At 71.0% G+C, this 21,948-nt stretch carries 25 protein-coding genes, 1 tRNA gene and 1 other RNA gene; 15 read left to right on the forward strand and 12 right to left on the reverse strand.

From position 1 onward, the window contains the following. The first annotated feature begins 59 nt into the window (after positions 1-59). Complete coding sequence (locus IEY12_RS06265; protein ID WP_188880390.1) at positions 60-1,361, forward strand: M28 family peptidase; 1,302 nt, start codon at positions 60-62, stop codon at positions 1,359-1,361. Positions 1,362-1,398: 37 nt separating this feature from the next. Beyond that, the gene (locus tag IEY12_RS06270; protein ID WP_188880391.1) at positions 1,399-2,136 is read left to right on the forward strand and encodes an NAD(+)/NADH kinase; all 738 of its coding nucleotides are present in this window, start codon (positions 1,399-1,401) and stop codon (positions 2,134-2,136) included. A 56-nt stretch (positions 2,137-2,192) separates the two neighbouring features. On the opposite strand, the gene nth is transcribed toward IEY12_RS06270, so the two are convergent. Beyond that, positions 2,193-2,879 (reverse strand): endonuclease III, encoded by a 687-nt coding sequence (gene nth, locus IEY12_RS06275; protein ID WP_188880392.1) that lies wholly within the window; start codon positions 2,877-2,879, stop codon positions 2,193-2,195. Between the two features lie 99 nt (positions 2,880-2,978). Here nth and mvaD point away from each other — a divergent pair, with 99 nt between their 5' ends. The 3 genes from mvaD to IEY12_RS06290 all read left to right on the forward strand — a co-directional run bounded on the left by mvaD (position 2,979) and on the right by IEY12_RS06290 (position 6,017). Continuing rightward, entirely contained in the window at positions 2,979-3,956 is a 978-nt protein-coding gene (mvaD, locus tag IEY12_RS06280) for a phosphomevalonate decarboxylase MvaD (protein ID WP_188880393.1), read from the forward strand. Between the two features lie 39 nt (positions 3,957-3,995). Continuing rightward, the gene (locus tag IEY12_RS06285) at positions 3,996-5,147 is read left to right on the forward strand and encodes an NAD(P)/FAD-dependent oxidoreductase (RefSeq protein WP_188880394.1); all 1,152 of its coding nucleotides are present in this window, start codon (positions 3,996-3,998) and stop codon (positions 5,145-5,147) included. Positions 5,148-5,237: 90 nt separating this feature from the next. Further along, a complete protein-coding gene (locus IEY12_RS06290) occupies positions 5,238-6,017 on the forward strand; it encodes a proteasome assembly chaperone family protein (protein ID WP_188880395.1) in 780 nt (259 codons plus the stop codon). On the opposite strand, the gene IEY12_RS06295 is transcribed toward IEY12_RS06290, so the two are convergent. The 3 genes from IEY12_RS06295 to IEY12_RS06305 all read right to left on the reverse strand — a co-directional run bounded on the left by IEY12_RS06295 (position 6,018) and on the right by IEY12_RS06305 (position 8,446). Then, positions 6,018-6,209: a hypothetical protein gene (locus tag IEY12_RS06295; RefSeq protein WP_188880396.1), complete on the reverse strand. Its 192-nt coding sequence runs from the start codon at positions 6,207-6,209 to the stop codon at positions 6,018-6,020. A gap of 67 nt (positions 6,210-6,276) precedes the next feature. After that, complete coding sequence (locus tag IEY12_RS06300) at positions 6,277-8,142, reverse strand: SLC13 family permease (RefSeq protein WP_188880397.1); 1,866 nt, start codon at positions 8,140-8,142, stop codon at positions 6,277-6,279. A gap of 229 nt (positions 8,143-8,371) precedes the next feature. Next, positions 8,372-8,446: transfer RNA gene (locus IEY12_RS06305), tRNA-Arg, on the reverse strand. Between the two features lie 95 nt (positions 8,447-8,541). On the opposite strand from IEY12_RS06305, the gene IEY12_RS06310 reads away from it, so the two are divergent. Further along, positions 8,542-9,372: a geranylgeranylglycerol-phosphate geranylgeranyltransferase gene (locus tag IEY12_RS06310; protein ID WP_188880398.1), complete on the forward strand. Its 831-nt coding sequence runs from the start codon at positions 8,542-8,544 to the stop codon at positions 9,370-9,372. 51 nt (positions 9,373-9,423) lie between these two features. After that, positions 9,424-9,831, forward strand: a complete 408-nt coding sequence (locus tag IEY12_RS06315) for a CoA-binding protein (RefSeq protein ID WP_188880399.1) — start codon at positions 9,424-9,426, stop codon at positions 9,829-9,831. A gap of 2 nt (positions 9,832-9,833) precedes the next feature. Here the strand turns inward: IEY12_RS06315 and IEY12_RS06320 are convergent, their stop codons facing one another. Then, positions 9,834-10,097: a DUF5798 family protein gene (locus tag IEY12_RS06320; RefSeq protein ID WP_188880400.1), complete on the reverse strand. Its 264-nt coding sequence runs from the start codon at positions 10,095-10,097 to the stop codon at positions 9,834-9,836. An 86-nt stretch (positions 10,098-10,183) separates the two neighbouring features. Here IEY12_RS06320 and ffs point away from each other — a divergent pair. Continuing rightward, positions 10,184-10,499: signal recognition particle sRNA (gene ffs / locus IEY12_RS06325), an RNA gene on the forward strand. 88 nt (positions 10,500-10,587) lie between these two features. Here the strand turns inward: ffs and IEY12_RS06330 are convergent. The 3 genes from IEY12_RS06330 to IEY12_RS06340 all read right to left on the reverse strand — a co-directional run bounded on the left by IEY12_RS06330 (position 10,588) and on the right by IEY12_RS06340 (position 12,094). Further along, positions 10,588-11,508, reverse strand: a complete 921-nt coding sequence (locus tag IEY12_RS06330; RefSeq protein ID WP_188880401.1) for a mechanosensitive ion channel family protein — start codon at positions 11,506-11,508, stop codon at positions 10,588-10,590. Continuing rightward, positions 11,505-11,747: a YhbY family RNA-binding protein gene (locus tag IEY12_RS06335; RefSeq protein WP_188880402.1), complete on the reverse strand. Its 243-nt coding sequence runs from the start codon at positions 11,745-11,747 to the stop codon at positions 11,505-11,507. The genes IEY12_RS06330 and IEY12_RS06335 overlap by 4 nt, the downstream gene beginning before the upstream one ends. A gap of 71 nt (positions 11,748-11,818) precedes the next feature. After that, positions 11,819-12,094, reverse strand: coding sequence for a ribonuclease P protein component 4 (locus IEY12_RS06340; RefSeq protein WP_188880403.1), 276 nt, complete (start codon positions 12,092-12,094; stop codon positions 11,819-11,821). Between the two features lie 72 nt (positions 12,095-12,166). On the opposite strand from IEY12_RS06340, the gene IEY12_RS06345 reads away from it, so the two are divergent. Further along, a complete protein-coding gene (locus tag IEY12_RS06345) occupies positions 12,167-13,252 on the forward strand; it encodes a glycosyltransferase family 4 protein (protein WP_188880404.1) in 1,086 nt (361 codons plus the stop codon). A gap of 23 nt (positions 13,253-13,275) precedes the next feature. Then, complete coding sequence (locus IEY12_RS06350; RefSeq protein ID WP_188880405.1) at positions 13,276-14,373, forward strand: glycosyltransferase; 1,098 nt, start codon at positions 13,276-13,278, stop codon at positions 14,371-14,373. On the opposite strand, the gene IEY12_RS06355 is transcribed toward IEY12_RS06350, so the two are convergent. Genes IEY12_RS06355 through IEY12_RS06370 form a run of 4 tightly spaced genes read right to left on the reverse strand, consistent with a single transcriptional unit; the run spans position 14,370 to position 16,997 of the window. Beyond that, positions 14,370-14,798: a hypothetical protein gene (locus IEY12_RS06355; protein ID WP_188880406.1), complete on the reverse strand. Its 429-nt coding sequence runs from the start codon at positions 14,796-14,798 to the stop codon at positions 14,370-14,372. The genes IEY12_RS06350 and IEY12_RS06355 overlap by 4 nt on opposite strands. A gap of 57 nt (positions 14,799-14,855) precedes the next feature. Then, positions 14,856-15,197, reverse strand: coding sequence for a DUF8060 family membrane protein (locus IEY12_RS06360; RefSeq protein ID WP_188880407.1), 342 nt, complete (start codon positions 15,195-15,197; stop codon positions 14,856-14,858). Then, entirely contained in the window at positions 15,194-16,192 is a 999-nt protein-coding gene (locus IEY12_RS06365; protein ID WP_188880436.1) for a DUF7490 domain-containing protein, read from the reverse strand. The genes IEY12_RS06360 and IEY12_RS06365 overlap by 4 nt, the downstream gene beginning before the upstream one ends. Positions 16,193-16,232: 40 nt before the next feature. Further along, positions 16,233-16,997 (reverse strand): DUF2797 domain-containing protein, encoded by a 765-nt coding sequence (locus tag IEY12_RS06370; RefSeq protein WP_229871016.1) that lies wholly within the window; start codon positions 16,995-16,997, stop codon positions 16,233-16,235. A gap of 85 nt (positions 16,998-17,082) precedes the next feature. Between IEY12_RS06370 and IEY12_RS06375 the strand changes: the two genes are divergently transcribed. The 5 genes from IEY12_RS06375 to IEY12_RS06395 all read left to right on the forward strand — a co-directional run bounded on the left by IEY12_RS06375 (position 17,083) and on the right by IEY12_RS06395 (position 21,873). Beyond that, positions 17,083-17,727, forward strand: a complete 645-nt coding sequence (locus IEY12_RS06375; protein ID WP_188880445.1) for a Yip1 family protein — start codon at positions 17,083-17,085, stop codon at positions 17,725-17,727. 93 nt (positions 17,728-17,820) lie between these two features. Then, positions 17,821-19,296 (forward strand): COG1361 family protein, encoded by a 1,476-nt coding sequence (locus IEY12_RS06380; protein ID WP_188880447.1) that lies wholly within the window; start codon positions 17,821-17,823, stop codon positions 19,294-19,296. A gap of 3 nt (positions 19,297-19,299) precedes the next feature. After that, a complete protein-coding gene (locus tag IEY12_RS06385; protein WP_188880452.1) occupies positions 19,300-19,962 on the forward strand; it encodes an ABC transporter ATP-binding protein in 663 nt (220 codons plus the stop codon). Further along, entirely contained in the window at positions 19,959-21,095 is a 1,137-nt protein-coding gene (locus IEY12_RS06390; RefSeq protein WP_188880470.1) for an ABC transporter permease, read from the forward strand. Before IEY12_RS06385 ends, IEY12_RS06390 begins: the two co-directional genes overlap by 4 nt. A gap of 97 nt (positions 21,096-21,192) precedes the next feature. Further along, positions 21,193-21,873, forward strand: coding sequence for an SOS response-associated peptidase (locus tag IEY12_RS06395; protein ID WP_188880474.1), 681 nt, complete (start codon positions 21,193-21,195; stop codon positions 21,871-21,873). Positions 21,874-21,948 lie beyond the last annotated feature (75 nt).

The following is a 21,948-nucleotide window of genomic DNA, read 5'->3' on the forward strand; positions in this document are numbered from 1 at the left end:
GTTCTCCGTCTCGGGACCGACAGCCAACGCTTAGGTAGCCGCCGCGCCGACGCACCGCCATGACGGAGTGGATCGGCGAGACGGTCACGAGCGAGACGGGCTGGAACCACCTCGAGACGCTCGTGGACATCGGGAACCGGATGGCGGGCAGCGACGGCGAGCGGGCGGCGGCGGTGGCGACGCGGGACGCGCTCGCCGAGCACGCCCGGAACGCGCGCCTCGAGGAGTTCGGGATTCAGGGCTGGGAGCGCGGCGACTCGCGCCTCACCGCGGGCGACGCCGAACAGGGGTGCATCGCGCTCCCGCGCAGTCCGTCGGGCGAGGCGTCGGGCGAACTCGTCGACCTCGGCTACGGCCTCCCCGAGGAGTTCGCGGGCCGCGACCTCTCCGGGACGGTCGTGATGGTCTCCTCGGACGTCCCCGACCACTACGAGCGCGTCGTCCACCGCCGCGAGAAGTACTATCACGCCGTCGAGGCGGGCGCGGCCGGCTTCGTCTTCGCGAACCACTATCCGGGTGGATTGGCGCCGACGGGGAGCGTCGGCACCGAGGAGTCGCCCGTCGGCGACGTCCCGGCGGTCGGCGTCTCGAAGGAAGTCGGCGCGCGCCTCTCACGGCGCTTCGACGGCGAGGCCGTCACCGTGTCGGTGGACGCGTCGCTCGCGGACGCCACCTCGCAGAACGTCCACGCGGAACTCGGCCCGGACACGGCCGAAGAACTGCTCGTCACCGCACACGTCGACGCCCACGACATCAGCGAGGGCGCGGTGGACAACGGCGCGGGCACCGCGATGGTCGTCGAACTCGCGCGCGTGCTCGCCGCCCGCGAGGCGGAGTTGGACGTGCGCGTCCGCTTCGTCGTCTTCGGCGCGGAGGAAGTCGGCCTCGTCGGCTCCGCGCACGACGCCGCCGAGCGCGACACGGACGCCGTTCGCGCCGTCCTGAACCTCGACGGCATCGCGGCGGCGCGCACGCTCGCGTTCACGACGAACGGTTTCGACGCGCTCACCGACGCGGCGAACGCCGTCGGCGAGCGCCTCGGGCACCCGGTGGTGACGAACCCCGAACTCGGCCCGCACTCCGACCACTGGGAGTACGTCGTCCACGGCGTCCCCGCGTACATGGTGTCGAGCGACACCGGCGACGCGGGTCGCGGGTGGGCGCACACCGCAGCGGACACCCTCGACAAACTCGAGAAGCGCACCTTCCGGGAGCAGGCGGTCCTGCTCGCCGAACTCGCCGTGGACCTCGCGGACGCTGGCTTCGGCGTCGCGCACGCCGCCCCCGAGGACGTCGCGGCGGCCTGCGAGGCACAGGACCTCGCGGAGGGCATGCGAGTCACCGGCGATTGGCCCTTCTGACAGCAGCTTTTTCACCACGGGAAGCGACCCTCCGACGATGACCGACGCACACGTCGGGCTCGTCGGCCCGGACGCGGACGGCGCCGCCGCCGTCGTGGGGAACGCGGGCGGCCACGCGCACGTCGGCACCGCGAGCGACGTCCTCGCCGCCGACGTCGACGCCGTCGCCGCGCTCTCGGAGTCCGCGCTCTACGAGCTCGTCCGCGCCGGCCTCGCCGCCGGAACGCCCGTCCTCGCCGTGAACGCCGGCGACGGCGTCCCGTCCGCCGCCACGGCCGACCGCGACCGCGCGCTCCGACGCCTCGTTCGGGGCGAGTACGCCGAGCGCGAACGCCCCACGCTCGCCGTGGACGCGCGCCGCGAGACGTACCGCGCGCTCGCTGACGTGATGCTCGTCACCGCGGAGGCCGCGCGCATCTCCGAGTTCGCCATCGACGCGACGGGCGAGTCGGGCACCGAGCACGTGGACACGGTGCGCGCCGACGGCGTCGTCGTCGCGACCCCGGCGGGGAGTCGGGGCTACACGCGGACGGACGACGGGCCCGTCCTCTCGCCGGCCGTCGACGCCGTCGCCGTCGTCCCCATCGCGCCGTTCCGCGTCGAGTGCCCGGACTGGGTGGTGTCGCTCCCCGCGACGCTCAGCGTCGAACGCGACGAGACGGACGTCGCCCTCCTCGTCGACGACGCGGACGTCGCCCTCGTCGAACCGGGTGCACCCGTCGACATCGCGCACGGCGCCCCCGTCACGCTCGCCGTCACCGGCGAGGACGCCTAAGCCCGTTCGCGGCGGTCAACCGTCGAGACGCGTCGCTCTCGCGAGCGACGGCGCGCTCACCACGCCTCGCCGTCCGCGAGGTCGACGTCCGAGTCGAGCTTCGAGGACGGGCAGACGTCCTCCAGGACGCACTCCGCGCAGTCCGGGTTGCGCGCCGTGCACGTGTCGCGGCCGTGGCTGATGAGCCAGTGCGTGTAGTTCTGCCAGTGCTCCTCGGGGACGATGCCGTCCATGAGGTCCCGCTCGATCTTCGCCGGGCGCTCCGCTTCGGTGATGCCGAGCCGGCGGCTGAGCCGCTGGACGTGCGTATCCACGACGATTCCCTCCGTGATGTCGTGGCCGTGCTGGAGGACGACGTTCGCGGTCTTGCGCCCGACGCCGGGGAGGTCCGTCAGCTCGCTCATCGTGTCCGGCACCTCGCCGTCGTGCTCCGCGATGATGGTCTCGCAGGCGTCGTGGATGTAGCCCGCCTTGTTGTTGTAGTAGGTGATGGAGTCGATGTCGGAGGCGAGCTCCTCGACGTCGGCGTTCGCGTAGGCCTCGGCGCCGTCGTACTTCTCGAAGAGCTCCGCGGTCACCTTGTTGACGCGCTCGTCCGTGCACTGCGCGGAGAGCACGACCGCGATGAGGAGCTCGAGGCGGTTCGAGAAGTTGAGGGAGATTTCGGGGTCGGGGTACTCCTCGCTGAGTCGGTCGATGACCTCCTCGGCCTGTGCGGCGCGCGTCTCCAGTGGCTCGCCCATGCCCGAGAGTCGGGCGGCGACCGGTTTCGTCCTGTCGGTTCGACGCCCCGAAACGCGCGATTCGGGGGCTTTATGGCCGCGTCCGCCGCCGGATGTGGTATGAAGGCGACCGCGAAAGCCCACCCGATTCAGGGCCTCGTGAAGTACCACGGGATGCGCGACCACGACGCGCGCTACCCGTACCACGACAGCATCAGCGTCTGCACCGCGCCCGCGCACACGAAGACGACCGTCGCGTTCGACGACGACCTGGACGCGGACGAGTACGTCATCGGCGGCGACGCCGTCGAGGGCCGGGGCGCCGAGCGCATCGCGAGCGTCCTCGACGAGGTGCGCGAGCGCGCCGGCATCGAGACGCGCGCGAAGCTCGTGAGCGAGAACGACTTCCCGACGAACATCGGCCTCGGCTCCTCCGCCTCGGGGTTCGCGGCGGCCGCCGTCGCCGCCTGCGAGGCCGCCGGGCTCGAGCTCTCGCACCCCGAGATGTCCACCATCGCTCGACGCGGTTCGGCCTCGGCGGCGCGCGCCGTCACCGGCGGCTACTCCGACCTCGGGGGCGGGCTGAGCGACGCGGAGTGCCGGAGCCACCGCCTCGGCGCCGCCGACGAGCTCGAGGACGACGTCCGCATCGTCATCGCGGAAGTCCCCGCGTACAAGGAGACCCAAGCCGCCCACGACGAGGCCGAGGAGAGCCACATGTTCGACGCGCGGCGCGTCCACGTCGAGGACCAGCTCGCGGAGATGCGCGACGCCGTCCGCGAGGGCGAGACGGCGCGCGTCTTCGAGACGGCGGAGCACGACTCGCTCTCGCTCGCCGCGACGACGATGACGGGCCCCGAAGGGTGGGTCTACTGGAAGCCCGACACGCTCGAGGTGTTCGACGCGGTGCGCGAGCTGCGAGATTCGGGGGTCCCCGCGTGGTTCTCCACGGACACGGGCGCGACCGTCTACGTGAACACGGACGCCGAGCACGTCGACGCCGTCGAGGAGCGGATCGCCGCGACCGGCGTCGACACGCGCGTCTGGCGCGTCGGCGGCCCCGCACGCGTGCTGCACGCGAGCGAGTCGCTCTTCTAGGGCCCGAAACCCGAAGGCCCACCCCCGCGAAGTGCGGGTATGCGCGTCGCAGTACTCGGCGGTGGCTACGCCGGCCTGCTGGTCACGCGAAAGCTCGAAGAGCGCCTCCCGCCCGGGGACGAACTCGTGCTCGTGGACGAGACGGGCGACCACCTCGTCCAGCACGAACTCCACCGACTCCTCCGGTATCCGGACCTCGTCGAGGACGTCTCGATCCCGCTCACCGAACTCACCGAGCGCGCGGACGTGCGCGAGGCGACCGTCGAGGACGTCGACACCGACGGGCGCGTCGTCCAACTCGACGACGGGACGCTCGACTACGACGTCGGCGTCGTCGCGCTCGGCTCGCAGACGGCCGACTACGACATCCCGGGCGTCGCGGAGCACGCGACGCCGCTGAAGCGCATCGAGCACGCCGCCGCGCTCCGCCGGGAGTTCTTCGACGTCGTCGACACCGGCGGCGGCACCGTCGTCGTCGCCGGCGCGGGCCTCGCCGGCATCCAGACGGCCGGCGAACTCGCGGCGCTCGCCGAAGGGGAGGGCGTCGCTGACGCCGTCGAAATCGTACTCGTCGAGCAGGCGGACGCGGTCGCACCCACCTTCCCCGCGCGCTTCCGCGAGGCCGCACACGACGCCCTCGCGGACTGCGGCGTCCGCATCGAGACGGGGACGACCGTGACGGCGGTCGGCGAGGACGACGTCGAGACCGACGCGGGGTCGTTTCGCTACGACGCGCTCGCGTGGACGGGCGGGATTCGCGGGCCGGACGCGCTCGGCGGCGAGCGACGCGACGTGCGCGCGGACCTCCGCCTCGACGAGCGGACGTTCGTCGTCGGTGACGCCGCGCGCGTCGTGGACGCGGACGGCGAGCGCGTGCCCGCGAGCGCACAGGCCGCGGTGCGCGCGTCGCCGACGGTCGCGAAGAACGTCGAGCGCGTGCTGAACGCCGCGCGGAACGACGAGGCGGCCGCGCACCTCGAGAAGTGGGCGTTCGAGACGCCGGGCTGGCTCATCAGCGTCGGCGACGACGCCGTCGCGCAGCTCGGCCCCGAGGTCTTCCGCGGGACGGCAGCGAACGTCGTGAAGTCGAGCGTCGGCCTCACCTACTTGGCCGAGCACGGGTCGCTGCGCGCCGCGCTCCGCGTGCTCCGCGAGGAGCTCGGCGACGAACGCGTCGTCCCGGAACCGTAGCCGCCGCGTGGCGCGCGACGCGGCCGGCGCCGTCGCGGAGCGGCGCGACCGGGGAGTGGTTCTAAGAGCGCGGCGAACCCACGGGCGTACATGACTGATGTCACTCCGAACGCATCGTTCGAGCGCGTGACCGACGCCCCGGCGGAACCCGCGACGCTCGTCGAGGGCCTGCCCGGGCACGGCCTCGTCGCCGCGATCGCCGTCGACCTCGTCACGCGCCAACTCGGCCTCGACCACCACGGCACCGTCACGTCGCCCGCGTTCCCCCGCGTCGCCTCGTTCGCGGACGGCCGCGTGCGCGACCCGGTGCGCGTCTACGCGGGCGACGATCCCGCCGTGATGACGCTCCAGTCCGACGTCACGCTCGACGACGGCGGCGCCGACGCGCTCGCCGAGGGCCTCCTCGACGGCCTCGGCGACCGCCTCGACCGCGTGGTGCTCCTCGTCGGCGCGCCCGCAGACTCACAACAGCAGGTCGGTGACGTCGCCGGCATCGCGACGTCGGACGACGTCGCACGGGACCTCTCTGACGCCGGCATCGCGCTCGCCGAGGGAACGGGTCTCGTCGGCGGCGCGACCGGGTCGCTCCTCGCCGCGTGTCACCAGCGAGACGTGCCGGCGGCGGCGCTCGTGGTTCGTGCGAACCCCTACATCCCCGACCCGCGCGCCGCGCGGGCCGTCATCGAGGAGGCGCTCGAACCGCTCGTCGACTTCGACATCGACACCGCACGACTCGAAGCGGACGCCCACCAGATCGAGGACCGACTCGAGCAGATGGCCGAGCAGTATCGGCGTGCACAGACGACGGGGGCGGAGGAACACGCCGACTCGACGGCGCGATCGCGCACCCTCTCGAACATGTATCAGTAACTAGGCGTCGTCGGTCACCGCGTCGGCGCGCTGGATGACGATGCGGCCGTCGCGCGTCCGCACGAAGACCTCCTCGCCGATGTCCAGTCCCGCGACGAGGAGTTCGTCCTCGTGGATGTTCACGTGTGCGTTGTGGTACTCGCCGTCGGCACCCTTCGCCCCGCTCGGGCTCAGGGTCTTCTTCCGCACCATTCTGTGTCGGCCTCAAGCCACGCGCCGGTATAACGGTAGCGACTGCGTCGTCCGCCGAGGCCGCCGCTCACGCGGGGCGAACGCCCCAGAAGAAGACGATGCCGAGCACCGTCACCACCGAGAGGAGCACCTGCAGGGGGGCGCCGACGCGGACGTAGTCGCTGAACTTGTAGCCGCCCGGCCCGTAGACGAAGAGGTTCGTCTGGTAGCCCACGGGGCTCAGGAACGCCGTCGACGCCGCGAACGTGACGGCGAGGACGAACGCGAACGCGTTCGCGCCGAGGCGACTCGCCGTCTCGACGGCGACCGGGATCATCAACACCACCGAGGCGTTGTTCGAGATGACGCTCGTCACCAACCCCGTCACGATGTAGAACACCCAGAGGACGCCGATGAGCGGGAGCACCTCTCCGGTCGATGCGACGAGGCGCCCGATGAGCGCGGCGGCACCCGACTGCTCGATCGCGATGCCGAGCGGGATGACGCCCGCGAGCAGGAAGATGACGTCCCAGTCGACGCTCTCGTAGAGTTCGCTCGGGCGCAACACGCCCGTGAGCACCATCGCGACGACGCCGCCGAGCGCCGTCACGACGATGTTCACGGGGAGGAACGGCTGGGAGGCGAGCGCGACGACGCCGACGATGATCGCGACCGCGTGCGGGATCTTCCCCGTCCGATAGCTCGGCTCCTCGGGTTCGCGCGCGACGATGAAGTCCGGGTTCTGCGCGAGTCGGTCGATGCTGTCAGCGGGCGCCTGCACGAGGAGCGTGTCCCCGATCCGCAACTCGACGTCGTCGAGGCGCGAGCGCACCGTCTCACCGCGCGACCGGAACGCGAGGACGTTCGCGTCGTAGCGCTGGCGAAACGACGTCGACGTGAGCGTCTCGCCGACGAGCGCCGACCCCGACTGGATGACGACCTCGACGAGCGACTGCTCGTCGCGGCCCTCTTCCATCTCCGCCTCGGTGCGCGGCAGGCCCGTGAGGTCGAGGCCGTCGAGTTCGGCGATGGTCGCGAGCGTCTCCCGGTCCGTACGCAACATCAGGACATCGCCCGCGCGGATGCGCTTGCTGTCGATCCCCTCGAAGAACGTCTCGTGATCGCGCGTTATCTGGAGGATGTCCGCGTCGAAGACCGCGTCGTCGATCGCGCGCGCAACCGTCTCGCCGACGATCGGCGAGTCCTCCCGAACCACGACTTCCGTCACGTAGTCCTGAATCTCGTACTCCTCGAGGTAGTCGTCGCGCGCCGGCACGCGCTCCGGGAGGAGGCGATAGCCAACCGTCATCAGGTAGATCGAGCCGACGACGAGCACCACGACGCCGAGCGACGTGAACTCGAACATCGAGAACGGCGCGCCCGCGACGCCGAGGTCCGCCGCGACGCTCGACGCGAGGATGTTCGTCGACGTCCCGATGAGCGTCAGCATCCCGCCGAACATCGACGCGAAGGAGAGCGGCATCAGGAGCTTCGAGGGCGAGCTCTTCCCCTCGTGCGCGAGGTCCGTGATGACCGGGACGAGGATGGCGACGACCGGCGTGTTGTTGATGAACCCCGAGACCGGCCCCGCGACGCCGATGGTCGCCCCGAGTTGCTTCATCGGGTTGTCGCCCGCGAACGACGCCATCCGCTTCCCGACCGATTGGACGAGCCCCGTCTTCGAGACGCCCGAGGAGAGGATGAGCATCGCGAGCACCGTGACCGTCGCCGGGTTCGAGAACCCCGAGATCCCCTCCGCGACCGAGACTTCCGTCCACGGCCCCAGCACCATCAACACCACCATGATCGTGATGGCGGTGACGTCGATCGGGAGCGCCTCCGTCACGAAGAGCACGAGCGCGAGCAGGACGACCACGAGGACGACCACGATCGACGGCGTCAACCCGGTGGCGCCCGCCTGCGCTGGAAGCACTGAGAGAACGGGACCCAACATACCCGCAGGGACTCGCGAAACCCGTATAAGGATTGGTGGTCCGGCGCGCCGACACGCGTGTGCCCACCCTCCGTACGAGCGCGATCGCCAGACGGAGACGGGGCGCGCAAACTACCCTGTTTGGATCAGAAAATACGTCGTTCTCGAACGAAGCTAAAACGGCGTGAAAGAGAGGAAGACGCCCCGAGACGCCAGAATCGAGTTGGCGTCGATTCGGGCGGTTTGCGAGTGGGCGTTGCAGGATTTGAACCCGCGGCGTCTTGGTCCGAAGCCAAGTGCTCTGTCCAAGCTGAGCTAAACGCCCGCGTATGTTCGTTCCCGGCGGTGGCGCTTAAGTCCCGCGGTTCGGCGTGCGCGAGATGCGGGCGTTTATGCGGGTGGGCCGACGACGCTGCCGTAATGTCTCTCGGCGAGCGGGCGCGTGGACTCTTGGACCTCTGCCGACCGCTGAACGCGGTCCTCGCGGGGGTATTGACGCTCATCGGGGCGTACGTCGCGGGTCGGCCGCTCGCGGGCGCCGCGCTGGTGGCGGCGCTTGCGACGGTGTTCGCGGTGGCGGCGGGGAACGCGATCAACGACTACTTCGACCGTGAGATCGACCGGATCAACGCACCCGAGCGCCCGATTCCGCGGGGTGCGGTGTCGCCGCGCGCGGCGCTCGCGTTCAGCGTCGCCCTCTTCGCAGCGGCGGTGGTGCTCGCGCTCTCCCTCCCGATGGTCGCGGTCGCGATCGCGGCGGTGAACCTCGTCGCGCTCGTCGCGTACACGAAGCTCTTCAAGGGTCTGCCGGGCGCGGGAAACGCTGTCGTCGCGTACCTCGGTGGGAGCACGTTCCTCTTCGGTGCGGCGGCGGTCGGCCGGCCGCTCGCGGGCGCGGTGCTCGCGCTGCTCGCGGCGCTCTCGACGCTCGCGCGCGAGGTGGTAAAGGACGTCGAGGACGTCGCGGGCGACCGCGAGGAGGGGCTGAACACGCTCCCGATCGCGGTCGGCGAGCGACCCGCGCTCCTCGTCGCGGCGGGCGTGCTCGCGCTAGCGGTTCTGGCGAGCCCGCTCCCCTACGTCACCGACCTGTTCGGTGTCGCCTACCTCGCGGTCGTCGTGCCGGCGGACGCCGTCATGGCGTACGCGGCCTATCTGGCGTTCTCGGACCCGACGCGCGCGCAGGGCCTCCTGAAGTACGGGATGGTGCTCGCGGCGGCGGCGTTCGTCGTCGGGCGGACGTTCGCGTGAGTGAGGGTCGGGGCCTCTAGGTTTTTCGGCGTCGCGTGCGAACGCCCACGTATGCCCGTCGAGGACGACGAGACGCTCGCGGAGATACTCGACTACGAGACGATCGCGGTCGTCGGCTGTTCGAGCACGCCCGGGAAGGCCGCCCACGACGTCCCGAAGTACTTGCAGGAGCACGGCTACCGTATCGTCCCGGTGAACCCGACGGCCGAGGAGGTGCTCGGGGAGCGCGCGTACGACTCGCTCGCGGACGTCGAGGAGGAAGTCGATGTCGTGGACGTCTTCCGGCCGAGCGAGGAGGTCGCGGGCATCGTCGAGGAGGCGCTCGCGCGCGAGGACGTGCGGGTCGTCTGGACGCAACTCGGCATCGAGGACGACGAGGCGGCGCGTCGCGCGGAGGAGGGGGGCCTGCTCGTCGTGCAGGACCGCTGTCTGAAGGTCGAACACGGCCGCCTGAAGTAGGCTTACGCGTCCGCGTCGTCGAGGTCCTCGTCGTCGAGGTCGGCGAGCACCGCCTCGGCGTCTACGGCGTTCTCGGCGGCGATGGCTTCGAGGAGCGCGCGCTGCTCGGCGAGGTCGTCCTCGAGGTCGGCGACGCGCTCGTTCGTCTCGCTCACGGTGTCGCGCATCTCGTGTATCTGCTCGCGCATCGACTCCACGCGCTTGTAGAGTTTCTCCGCGAGGTCCGTCAGCTTACTCACCTTGCTCGCCGTGTTCGCCAGTCCCATACACCACTCTCGGCCGTCCCGACCCTAAGGTCTTCCCCCGTCGCCCGGGTTAACGAAAGGCCCTTATGTGAAACCCGACTACGCAGAGATGGACTAGGTCGGGCGGTTTGGCCCCGCCCCTCGCCCGCGAAATGGTCATTAGCGGGGACCGAACGCCGTGGGAGTCCGGCCCGCCCGGGTCGGACCCCGGAAGCCGACGTCGAAACCTCGTCCTTCGGGGGCGACGGTCCGTCGTCTACGCGCCTGCAGGGGCGTCGTAGCACGGTTCGTCGGTGCGATCCCGCCAGGCACGGAAGTGAGCAGCGGAGCACCGGACGGTCGTCGCTCGAAGGGTCGCGGGGTGGAGGAGGCGACCGGGACTATCCGTCCCGGAACGGTCAGGCGACCACGGCCTGTCCACCATTCATATCGGTTTTCACCGCCCACGAGCCGCCGGCTCGGTGGTGCTCGACGCGTGCGGACCGCAAAAGCGGAGGAGAGGCAGGCGTCGCTATTCGGCGTCGAAGGCCTCGGGGTCGACGGCGTCGCCGTTGACGGTGACGGCGCCTTCGAGCGTGCGCGTCGGGTAGGGGATGTCGATGCCCTCCTCGTCGAAGCGCTCCTTGACGGCCTGCACGTACTCGCTGCGGGTCCGCACGAAGTCGGCGCGCGAGGGATCGGCGATCCAGAAGCGGCTCTTGAGGCCGACGAAGGAGTCGCCGAGCTGGGTGAGGCGCACGGAGACGCCCGGGTCGTCGAGGATGTCGTCGCGCTTCTCGGCCTCCTCGACGATGATGGCCGTGGCCGTCTCGATGTCGTCGTCGTAGCTGATGCCGAACTCGAACTGGACGCGGAGCTTGTCCTTCGCGACGGGGTTCTTGATGACGCCGTCGGTGAGGTTCGAGTTCGGGACGGTGAGGAGTTCGTTGTCGAAGGTGCGCACGCGACTGACGCGGAGGCTGATGTCCTCGACGATGCCGGAGTTGCCGTCCCACTCGATCCAGTCGCCGATCTTGAACGGTTTGTCCGTGTAGATGAAGATACCCGCGACGAAGTTCTTCAGGACGTCCTGCATCGCGAAGCCGATGGCGAGCGTCGCGGCCGCGCCGATGGTGGCGACGGCGGTGAGGATGTTCCCGAAGCCCGCGAACGCGAACGCGACGCCGACGGCGACGAACAGCACGACGATCGACGTGACCTTCCGGAGCGGGCGTTTAGCGTGCTCGTCGAGGCCGCGACGCTCGAGAACGCGACTCACGAGGGGGAGCACGACCGCCTTCCCGACGTAGTAGAGGACGGTGGCGGCGACGAGGAAGGTGATCGCCTTCCCGACCGGTCCCGCGTAGGAGGCGTCGATGTAGCGCGCGAGGAAGTCACCGACTGCATTCCCGGTGGACGCGCCAGCCTGAAGCGGGAGCGCGACGCCCGTCATCGGGTGTAGACGGCAGTGTTCCCGCGCGTTTCGAAGACCTCCGCGTTCGCCTTCTCCGCGAGCTCCTCGGCGAGCTCCTCGGTAGTCGTCCCGCCCCGCGACGCGCGGAGGAACTTCACCTTCACCACGTCCCGGTCACCGAGTTGGTCGTCGAGTTCGTCGACGACGGACGCGATTCCGGCCTTCCCGACCCAGACGGTCACGTCCGCCTCGTGGGCTTTCGTGCGTAGATCAGCCATTACGTCCCCGCTAACTCGCGGAGAGGGTTTGAAGCTTCGGCCTTCGGCCGCGTCACGCGACGACCGGGAGCTCAGTGATACGGGTAGCGCGCCTGCGCACCGCAGTCGCAGGTGACGACGACGTGGCCGTCCTGCAGGCGGACGCGGGCGTTCCGCCCGGGAATCAGGTAGGTGTTGCAGGCGTCGCAGGTGAAGCGGACGAGGTCGCGGGGGAGGCGCAGGCGGTTGCGCTCGGCGATACGGCGGGCGAGTCGGACGTACTCGCGCGAGCGCCCGTACTCGCCGTCGCGCGCGGCGGCTTCGGCGAGCGCGGTGAGTCGCTCGATGCGTTCCTCCGCGACGGTCATACCCCGAGAGTCGGCGACGGCGCCCGAAAACCGTTCCGGTAGGTCTTTCGCCGCCGCCCCGCACCACACCGTATGCGCACCCTCGACTACCTCGAATTCGAGGACCGCCTGCGCGGCGGCATCGTCACGGCGACCCGCCAGCAGCGCAAAGCCCTCCGCAGGCAGGGGGTTGACGTCGCCGAGTCGCCGTGGCGCGCGGGCGATCCGGTGCGTTCGCTCGGCACCGCGTTCGCGGGGCTGGGCTACTTCGACGACTACGACGTCGCGCACTGCAACACCATCGGCCCCGGGTCGCTCGCGGTCGCCCGGCACGCGAAACGCGAGGACGTCCCGCTCGTCCTCCACGCGCACACGACGGGCGAGGACTTCGCGGGCTCGTTCCGGTACTCCGAGCGCGCCGTCCCCGCGCTGAAGGCCTACCTGAAGCGCTTCTACGCGCAGGCGGACGTCGTGCTCTGCCCGAGCGACTACACGCGCTCGGTCCTCGAGTCCTACCCCGTCGACGCCCCGATACGCACGGTGTCGAACGGCGTGGACGTCGAGAGCCTCGAGGGGTACGAGTCGTTCCGCGAGGAGACGCGCGAGCGCTTCGACCTCGAGGGGATGGTGGTCTTCTCCGTCGGCGAGGTCTTCGAGCGCAAGGGCCTCTCGACGTTCTGCCGACTCGCGGAGCGCACCGACTACGACTTCGCGTGGTTCGGCCACTACGAGACGGGCGCGGCGGCGAGCGCCGAGGTCACGAAGTGGACGCAAAACCCCCCGGAGAACGTGACGTTCACGGGGTTCGTCGAGGACAAGCGGATGGCGTTCGGCGCGGGCGACGTCTACTGCTTCCCGACGAAGAACGAGAACCAGGGGATCGCCGTCCTCGAGGCGATGGCGACCGGGAAGCCGGTCGTGCTCCGGGACATCCCGGTCTTCGAGGAGTTCTTCGAGGACGGCCACGACTGCCTGAAGTGCGAGACCGAAGCGGAGTTCCGCGACGCCCTCGAGCGACTCGCCGCCGAACCCGAACTGCGCGAGCGCCTCGGGGCGAACGCGCGCGAGACGGCGAACGAGCACTCGCTCGCGCGCGTCGGCGAGCGCCTCACGGACGTCTACCGGGCGCTGTTGAACGGGGAGGTGCCGCCCGAGTCGACCGAACCGATGGACGGATAGGCCCGCGCGCCACAGTCGGGCGTATGCAGCCACGCGTCGCGGCGTTCACGGACACCTACCTCCCGACGGTCAACGGCGCGACCTACACGGTGCGGACGTGGCGCGAGCGCTGGCAGGCCCGCGGCGGTCGGATGGACGTCGTCTACCCGGACGCGGACTACGAGCCCGACCCCGGCGAGCATCCCGTGGCCAGCCTCGACTTCCCCTTCTACGAGGGCTATCGCCTCGCGCTCCCGCACACGCCGCGCGGCGTCGTCACCCCGGACGTCGTCCACGCCCACTCGCCGTTCGCGGTCGGGCTCGCGGGCTACCGCTACGCCCGCCGTCAGGACGCGCCGTTCGTCGTCTCCTACCACACGCCGACGAGCGAGTACGTCGAGTACCTCGCGCCGGACGCGCTCGTCGCGCCCCTCGAACGCGCGAGCGAGCGCTGGGAGCGGTCCTTCCTCGACCGGGCGGACCTCGTGCTCGCGCCGAGCGAGCGAACCTGCGCACACGTCCGCGACCTCGGCGTCACCACGCCCGTCGAGGCGCTCTCGAACGGCGTGGACGTCGAGTTCTTCGCGCCGACGGAGAGCGCAGCGTTCCGCGAGCGCCACGGCCTCGGCGACGGCCCGCTCGTCGGCTACACGGGCCGCCACGGCTACGAGAAGCGCCTGCACGACCTCGTGGACGCCGTCGCGGGGCTCGACGCGACGCTCGTCGTCGGCGGGGACGGCCCCGCGCGCGACGACCTGGAAGCCCGCGCCCGCGAGCGTGACGTCGACGCGCGCTTCCTCGGCTTCCTCGACCGCGAGGAGCTCCCGGCGTTCTACAGCGCGCTCGACGTCTTCGCGTTCCCGAGCCCCGTCGAGACCGAGGGCCTCGTCGCGCTGGAGGCGAACGCCTGCGGGACGCCGGTCGTCGGCGCGGACGCCGGCGCGCTCGTCGAGACGGTCGACGACGGCGAGACCGGCTACCACTACCCGGTGGGCGACGTTGATGCGTTCCGCGACGCGATCCGGCGCGCGCTCGACGAACGGGCGTCGCTCTCCGAGGCGTGCGTCACGCGGCGTGAAGAAGTGAGCGTTTCGCGGGCGATCGACCGCTTAGAGACGGCGTACGCCCGCGTCCTCGATTAGTCGCGGTCCTCGAGCGCGTTCGCGATGCGGTCGAGCTTGTTGTTCGTTCGCTCGACCTCCTTGCGGAGCTGTTCGAGCTCGCGGCCGATCTTCTTCTGTGCGCCCGATTCCTCCTCGCCGCCGCGGCCGCCGGGACCGCCGCCCATCCCGCCGGGGCCGCCACCGCCGCCCATCATGCCGCCCATCATCTGCGCGAACGGGTTGCCGCCGGCACCGCCGGGGCCGCCACCGCCGCCCATCCCGCCGGGGCCGCCTTCGCCGCCCATGCGCTCGCGGAGCTCCTCGCGACGGTCGCCCTCGTCGCCCTCGCGCTCCTCGCGCTGCTCGCGGATCTCCTCGACGCGCTCGCGGAAGGACTTCGTCTCCTCGTCTCCTTCGCCGGCGTCGGCGTCGGTACCCTCGTTCTCGTGGTCGTCGTCTGCCATACGCGGTCTTTCACGTGTCGGTGTGAAAAGCCCTGTGTCACCGGCCAGTGAGGGAGCCTACGAGAACGCGTCCGCGTCGCGCGCGAGCCGAGCGACGACGGCGGCGGCGACGAGGAGGACGACGACGTCGAAGCCCGCACGAAAGAGCGGTTGGTAGCGCGCGCTCGCCCAGACCCCGATGAGCGTGCCGACGGTCGTGTAGAGGTTCACGGCGGCGACGAGCGCGAGCACGCCCGCGATGGCGATGCCGAGCCAGCGCGCGACGCGCACAAGCGAGCGGCCGGTCGAGTCGGTCGAACCGGCCGGCTCCGCGCCGTCGTCGGCTCCCGTCGCCGACGCGTCGTCGACGCGTTCGACGGCGTCCGCCGGCTCGTCCGGGTCGCGTGCGGGGTCGCTCACGCCGACCACCTCCGCGCGAGGAGGGCGACGCCAGCGAGCGCGGCGAGCGCGGCGGGGACGCCGAAGCCGGGCGTCCCGCCGCTCGTCTCGGTGGTCGTCCGAGACGGCTTTCCGCCCTCGCGCTCGGTTTCGAAGTCGCTGACGTCCAGTTCGACGTCTCGGGTGGTTTCGTTCACGCTGAGGGTGCGCGACGGGTCGAGGTTCGCGGCGGCCGTCGTCGAGTCGACGATGACGCCGTCCTTTCGGAGGATCGCGTCCACGTAGTAGTTGTAGTCGCTCGGGACGGCGAGCGTCGCGTTCGGCGTGACGGTGTGCCCGGACGCGACGTCCGAGACGGCGACGCTCGCGCGGTCCGCGACGAGGTTCGAGTCGGCCTGCCGCGCGACGTACTCGACCGTGACCGGCTCGCTCTCCCCGCCCGTGTTCGTCACGTGCGCGGCGACGTCGAGCGTCGTGCGCTCGTCGCCCGCTTCGCGGACGGCGACGGCGACCGTCGGGATGACCCCGCCGGCGAACTCGTGGAAACGGATCGGACTCCGCGCGTACGCGGGCGTGAGCGCGCCGACGCCGCGCACCGAGCGGTGGCCGGTCGCGACTCGACTGCCGTTCTCGTAGACGACCGTCTCGATCCGGTAGCCGCCCGAGCGCTCGACGGTGAGTGTCGCCGTCGGGGCGCGCTCGCCCCCAGTGGTGAGCGTGCCGAGCGAGGCGGTGGCGCTCGTCGCGACGAACCCGCTCTCGAGGTCGATGGCGCGCGTGAGCACGGTGACGTTCCGAGCGGGGCCGCCGTCGTGGGTGACGTAGTTCGTCACGCCGAGCGTGACGGTGTCGCCGGCGACGGCGGTCGGCGCGACGGTCATCTCCGTGTACGCGATACGTGCGGGCGGGCGGTCCCGGTCGGGCGGCGCGAGCGCGCCGGGGACGGCGAGGGCGGCGACGAGCGACAGCGCGACGAGCGCGGTGGCGCCGCCGAGGAGGGCTCTCTCTGCGTTCACGGCGGCGAATCACGAGCCAGCGATAAGTGTTTTCGGGGTGTCAGGAGAACGCGCCGAGGCTCGCCTGCAGGTCGCGCCCGCTCGCCTCCGCGCGCGCCTCGTGGCCGACGAGGTCCCGGAGGTCGACCGCGTACGTCGTGCCCGCGCGCTCGAGACAGCAGACGCGGCCCTGCACGCCGCGAACGGTCCCGGTCGCGAGCACTTCGGGGACGGGCTGGCTGTCGAGGGCGAACCCGTAGTCGAGTTCGAGCACCTCGACGGGGTCGAAGTCGGCGAGGGCGTCGCGCCAGACCGCCTCGTCCATCGACTCGTGGAGGCCCGCGACCTTCGTCGGGACGCGCACGCGGTCGGGGATGCCGTGCTCGGCCGCGATGTCGGCCTCGAGCTCGCGGGCGATCCGGCCGTTCTCGACCGTCCGAAGGTGTGCGGCGACGTCCGCGCCCTGCTCGCGCAGGCGGGTCTCGAGGCGCCACTCGCGCGTCACGCCGACCTTCACGGTCTCGGGCGCGAAACCCGCGAGGTAGACCGCGTGCGCCTCGTGGCAGTCCATCTCGTCCTTCAGGCACTCGCCCGTGCACTTCGCGCAGACCCACGTCGAGGTGTGCGCGCGACAGTACGGCGCGTCCGCGTTCGCGCAGGCGACGTGGCGACCCTCGGTTATCGTGCCCGCGCAGCGCCGCTCGCCGAGGGCGTACGCGAGGTCGGTGCCGGGTTCGAGGATGAGGCGAGTGAGGTCGCCGTCGCTCGCGAGGCGGAGCGCCGCGTCGTCCCCGGGTCGGCTCGGCCGGTAGCCCACGAACTGCACGCGCGACGCTACGCCGGGGCGGCGTAAAGCCGTGGCGAGTGCGCGGGACAAGAGCCAAGTGGCGACCCGGCGAACCGACGCCCACATGCCCTCCAACTCGACGGTCCGCAGGCTCCTCACCGACCCGAACGGCTTCTTCGCCGCGAAGGAGGACGCCGAGGAGTGGGGACTCCTCCGTCCCGCGCTCCTCGTCGCCGCCACCGGCGTCGTCGGCGCGGCCTCCGCCTACCTGATGACGAGTCTCGTGGTGAGCGCCCTCCCCGAGGACGCCCAAGGCGTCGGCGCCTTCATCGGCGTCGTCGGCGCGCTCGGTGCCTTCGTCGGCACCGTCCTCATCTGGGGCGTCCTCGCCGTCGTCTTCTTCGCCCTCAGCGCGCTCTTCGACGGCGAGGGGTCGCTGAAGAAGACGCTCGCGTACGTCGGCTGGGGCTACCTCCCGCAGCTGCTCGGCTCGGTCGTCAGCCTCGCGCTCACCTACGTCGGCCTCCGCGGGCTCACGCCGCCGAGCGACGCCTCGCAGTATCAGGCGTTCGTCCAGCAGCTCCAACAGCGCCCGATATTCCTCGTTTCCACCGCCGTCGGCGTCGTCTTCCTCCTCTGGGCGGGGTTCGTCTGGACGTTCGCGCTGAAGCACGCGCGCGACCTCGACGTCCGGCAGGCCGCGATCTCGGTGCTCGTCCCCGTCGGCCTCTACGCGCTCTACCAACTCTCCTCGTACCTTCGGCTGTGACCCGCGGACCGGTGGCGGCAGCGTTTTAGCGCTGGCGCGTCACGTCACGCACATGATTGAACGCGCGTTCACACCCGACGCGAGGGGGCGACGATGACCCGCTCGCGCTCGCGGACCGCCGTCGTCGCCGCCCTCCTGCTCGCCCTTCTCGTCGCGCCCGTCGCGCCCGCCATCGGCGCGAGCGCGACCTACGTCTCCATCACGGACGCGACCGTCACGCCAGGGTCGCCCGCGCCCGGCGACACCGTCACCGTCGACGCCACCGTCCGCAACCTCGCGTCGAGCGGGTCGGGCTTCAGCATCGACTACGTCCGTCTCCTGACCGACGCCGGGCGCGTTCGCGGGTACGCGGGCGACCTCGGCACGCTCGCACCGGGCAGCGAAATCGGCGTCCCGCTCACCACCACCTTCGACTCGGCGGGCACCTACCACCTCCGCGTCGAAGCGCACGGCACCACCGACACCGGCGAGGAGAAGACCGTGAAGTACCCCGTCGTCGTGCGCGTCGGCGAACGCGGTCCCGCCGTCGACGTGGACGTGCCGAACGCCGTCGCGGGCGCCGCCTCCCCCGTCGACGTCACCGTCGCGAACGGCCTCGACACCGCCGTCAGGAACGTCCGCGTCACCCTCTCGGGCGAGGGCGTGCGCGTCGTCCAACCACGGCGCGTCGCCGCCACCGTCGAGTCCGGCGCGAGCGAGACGGTCACCTTCGACGCCATCGCCGCCGACGCGGGCGTCCACGACCTCAGTGCCACCGTCCACTACAGCACGAGCGACGCCGACCGCGAAACCACCTACACCGTCCCCGTCACGTTCGCGCCGCTCCGCGAGGACGTCGCGCTCACGACCGAGCGCGTCGGCGACGGGAGCGCGCTCCGCGTCGCCGTCACCAACCTCGGGAACGCCGCCCTGCGCGACGTCTCGATTCGCGGGGAGAGCGAGCGCGCCACCGTCACCGGCGCCACCCTCGCGAGCGTTCCCGCCGGCGAGACCCGGACGGCCGTCGTGAACGCGAGCGGCCTCAGCGGCGAGACGCCCGTCCGCGTCGTCGCCAGCTACGACTACGGCCCCGACACCCGGAGCGGAACCGTGAGCGCGGACGCCACCGTCGCCGCGAACCCCGGGCAGATCCGACTCACCGGCCTCGCGCTCGAACGGGAGAACGGCGACCTCCACATCACCGGGAGCGCGAGCAACGTCGGCCTCGGCGCCGTCGACAGCGTCGTCGTCAGCGTCCTCCCCGGTGAGGGCGTCCAGCCCGCCTACCCCGGCAAGGAGTACTTCGTCGGCACCGTCCCGGAGAGCGACTTCGTGAGCTTCGACGTCTACGCGGCGACGAGCGCGAACGCGACGAGCGTCCCGCTCGAAGTCACCTACCTCACCGACGGCGCGCGACAGACGACCACCGTCGAGGTGCCGATCGACGACGCCCGACCCGCCACCCAACCCACCGAATCGAGCGACGGCGGTGGCGGCTGGCTCGTCCCCGGTCTCGTCGGCCTCCTCGTCGTCGCCGGCGTCGCCGCCGCCGTCTACGTCGGATGGACGAACTACGCTCGCGGGGAGTAGCTCGTGGCCGTCATCGAAACCCGCGGCCTGACGAAGACCTACGAGTCCGGCCCCGAGACCGTCGACGCCCTCGTCGACGTCGACTTCGCGGTCGAGGAAGGCGAGTTCGTCTCCATCGTCGGCCCGTCCGGGAGCGGGAAGACCACGCTCCTCAACATGCTCGGCCTCCTCGACCAGCCGACCGCCGGCGACCTCTACGTCGCCGGCGAGGACGCCACCGCGCTCGAGGAGCGCGAGCGCACCCGCACCCGCAAGCGCTTCATCGGCTTCGTCTTCCAGCAGTTCTTCCTCATCCCGACGCTCACCGCACAGGAGAACGTCGAAGTGCCGCGACTCCTCGAGCACGACCCCCACACCGCCGAGCGCGCCGCCGACCTCCTCACGCAGTTCGGCCTCGGTGAGCGCCTCGACCACACCCCGGACGAGCTCTCCGGTGGGCAGAAACAGCGCGTCGCCATCGCGCGCTCGCTCATCAACGACCCGCGTCTCGTGCTCGCGGACGAACCCACCGGGAACCTCGACCGGACCACGAGCACGAAGATACTCGAAGAGTTCCAGCGCATCTGCGGGGAGGGCGTCGCCGTCATCGCCGTCACGCACGACGAACTCCTCGAGGAGTACGTGGACCGCACGGTCGAGATCGTGGACGGTGAACTCACGCGATGAACCCGCTCTACGAGCGCTTCCCGTGGCTACTGATGGCGCGCCGGAACGTCGCGCGCACCCCGGTCCGCTCCGCGCTCGCCGCGCTCGGCATCGTCATCGGCGTCCTCGCGATCGCTTCCTTAGGTGTGTTCGGGACGACGCTCCAGTACTCGGTCACGCAGAACCTCGGCGACGTCGGCAACGACGTCACCGTCTCGCCCGCCGCCGACACCGGCGAGCGGTACCTCAGCGACCGGGACGTCCGAGACATCGAGCGCGCCGTCACCACCGAGACCGTCGTCCCCGTCAAGCAGGACCGCGGCGTCGTCACCTACGGCAGACAGCGGACGGCGGTGGCGCTGTACGGGATCGAACGCCCCGGGCGGCTGTTCGAGGCGCGCGACGGCCGCATCCCCTCGCCCCTGCGTAGCGGCGTCCTCGTCGGGTCGACGCTCGCGGACAGCCTCGACGTCCACGCCGGGAACTCGCTCAGCGTCGACGGGAAGACCTATCGCGTGAAGGCCGTCCTCGAATCGCAGGGCGGTATCACCGCGCTGAATCCCGGGGGCGGCCTCGTCGTCCCGCCGAGCGCCGTCGACCACGCGGGCTACGACCAGGTCGTCGTCCGCGCGGAGAGCGCCGCCACCGCGAACGCCTCCGCACAGAACATCCGCGAGCGCCTGAACGACCGCCAAGAGCGCGTCAGCGTCTTCGAGTACGCGTCGCTCACGAGCCAGATATCGAACGTCTTCGGCGTCGTCAACACCTTCCTCATCGGCGTCGGCTCCATCTCGCTCGTCGTCGCCGGCGTCAGCATCCTCAACGTCATGCTGATGAGCGCCGTCGAGCGCCGCCAAGAGATCGGCGTCCTCCGCGCCGTCGGCTACCAGAAACGCGACGTCCTCATCATCATGCTCGCCGAAGCCGTCCTCCTCGGCATCGTCGGCGGCGGCGTCGGCGTCCTCCTCAGTATGGCCGCCGGCCTCGTCATCAATCAGGTCGTCCTCGGCGACCCGCTGTTCACGTTCAGCGCCGCGAACCTCGGCTACTTCGGTGCCGCGTTCGCGTTCGCGTTCGTCACCAGCCTCCTCAGCGGCCTCTACCCCGCGTGGAAGGCCGCGAACCGCAACCCCGTCGAGGCGCTCCGGTCGTAGTCCTCGTCTTTCGTATCGCGGCATCCACTATACTCTCCCGGTCCGAACGAGTCGAGCGGACCGGCGAGGCTTAGGCGCTCCGCGCGTATCGAGACGTATGTGCGGCCGCTACGCGCTCTTCAGTGATTCGGAGACGCTCGCCCACCGCTTCGACGTCACCGTCGCGGAGTACGATCCGACGTACAACGCCGCGCCCTCCCAGTCGCTCCCCGTCGTGACGAACGACGACCCCGGCGTGCTCCAGTCGTTCCAGTGGGGCCTCGTGCCGTCGTGGGCGGGCGACGCCGACCCCGGCCCCATCAACGCCCGCGTCGAGACGGCGCACGAGAAGCCGACGTTCGCCGAGAGCGTCGAGACGCGGCGCTGCCTCGTCCCCTGCGACGGCTTCTACGAGTGGCGCGAGGAGGGCGGCACGAACCAGCCCTACTTCTTCGCGCGCGCGGACGGCGCGCCGTTCGCGATGGCCGGCATCTGGGCGCGCTACGAGCCCGAGACGAAACAGACCGGCCTCGGGGAGTTCGCGGACGCCGGCGGACCGGACCAGGAGGCCGACGCCGTCCACTCGTTCGCGATCCTCACCACCGAGGCGTCCGGCGTCGTCGCCGACTACCACCACCGCGAGTCCGTCGTCCTCTCGCGCACCGAGGAGACGCGCTGGCTCGACGGCGATCTCGACGTCCGGGAGCGCGAGAACGCGCTCGACGTCTCCGCCCACCCGGTCTCCCGGGCGGTGAACGACCCCGCGAACGACCGGCCGGCGCTCGTCGAACGCGTCTGAGCGCCGACGTGACCCCACCGATAAACACGATACCGCGATAGCAAATCAGCGACGGCGGGACGAAGCCGTGGGGTT

This window comes from Halarchaeum grantii (assembly GCF_014647455.2).
GTDB classification, from domain to species: Archaea; Halobacteriota; Halobacteria; order Halobacteriales; family Halobacteriaceae; genus Halarchaeum; species Halarchaeum grantii.

Bases quoted from the DNA above. Each gene is read 5' to 3' on its own strand.
- IEY12_RS06265 (WP_188880390.1), top strand. From the start codon at position 60: ATGACGGAGTGGATCGGCGAGACGGTCACGAGCGAGACGGGCTGGAAC.
- IEY12_RS06270 (WP_188880391.1), top strand. From the start codon at position 1,399: ATGACCGACGCACACGTCGGGCTCGTCGGCCCGGACGCGGACGGCGCC.
- nth (WP_188880392.1), bottom strand. From the start codon at position 2,879: ATGGGCGAGCCACTGGAGACGCGCGCCGCACAGGCCGAGGAGGTCATC.
- mvaD (WP_188880393.1), top strand. From the start codon at position 2,979: ATGAAGGCGACCGCGAAAGCCCACCCGATTCAGGGCCTCGTGAAGTAC.
- IEY12_RS06285 (WP_188880394.1), top strand. From the start codon at position 3,996: ATGCGCGTCGCAGTACTCGGCGGTGGCTACGCCGGCCTGCTGGTCACG.
- IEY12_RS06290 (WP_188880395.1), top strand. From the start codon at position 5,238: ATGACTGATGTCACTCCGAACGCATCGTTCGAGCGCGTGACCGACGCC.
- IEY12_RS06295 (WP_188880396.1), bottom strand. From the start codon at position 6,209: ATGGTGCGGAAGAAGACCCTGAGCCCGAGCGGGGCGAAGGGTGCCGAC.
- IEY12_RS06300 (WP_188880397.1), bottom strand. From the start codon at position 8,142: ATGTTGGGTCCCGTTCTCTCAGTGCTTCCAGCGCAGGCGGGCGCCACC.
- IEY12_RS06310 (WP_188880398.1), top strand. From the start codon at position 8,542: ATGTCTCTCGGCGAGCGGGCGCGTGGACTCTTGGACCTCTGCCGACCG.
- IEY12_RS06315 (WP_188880399.1), top strand. From the start codon at position 9,424: ATGCCCGTCGAGGACGACGAGACGCTCGCGGAGATACTCGACTACGAG.
- IEY12_RS06320 (WP_188880400.1), bottom strand. From the start codon at position 10,097: ATGGGACTGGCGAACACGGCGAGCAAGGTGAGTAAGCTGACGGACCTC.
- IEY12_RS06330 (WP_188880401.1), bottom strand. From the start codon at position 11,508: ATGACGGGCGTCGCGCTCCCGCTTCAGGCTGGCGCGTCCACCGGGAAT.
- IEY12_RS06335 (WP_188880402.1), bottom strand. From the start codon at position 11,747: ATGGCTGATCTACGCACGAAAGCCCACGAGGCGGACGTGACCGTCTGG.
- IEY12_RS06340 (WP_188880403.1), bottom strand. From the start codon at position 12,094: ATGACCGTCGCGGAGGAACGCATCGAGCGACTCACCGCGCTCGCCGAA.
- IEY12_RS06345 (WP_188880404.1), top strand. From the start codon at position 12,167: ATGCGCACCCTCGACTACCTCGAATTCGAGGACCGCCTGCGCGGCGGC.
- IEY12_RS06350 (WP_188880405.1), top strand. From the start codon at position 13,276: ATGCAGCCACGCGTCGCGGCGTTCACGGACACCTACCTCCCGACGGTC.
- IEY12_RS06355 (WP_188880406.1), bottom strand. From the start codon at position 14,798: ATGGCAGACGACGACCACGAGAACGAGGGTACCGACGCCGACGCCGGC.
- IEY12_RS06375 (WP_188880445.1), top strand. From the start codon at position 17,083: ATGCCCTCCAACTCGACGGTCCGCAGGCTCCTCACCGACCCGAACGGC.
- IEY12_RS06380 (WP_188880447.1), top strand. From the start codon at position 17,821: ATGACCCGCTCGCGCTCGCGGACCGCCGTCGTCGCCGCCCTCCTGCTC.
- IEY12_RS06390 (WP_188880470.1), top strand. From the start codon at position 19,959: ATGAACCCGCTCTACGAGCGCTTCCCGTGGCTACTGATGGCGCGCCGG.
- IEY12_RS06395 (WP_188880474.1), top strand. From the start codon at position 21,193: ATGTGCGGCCGCTACGCGCTCTTCAGTGATTCGGAGACGCTCGCCCAC.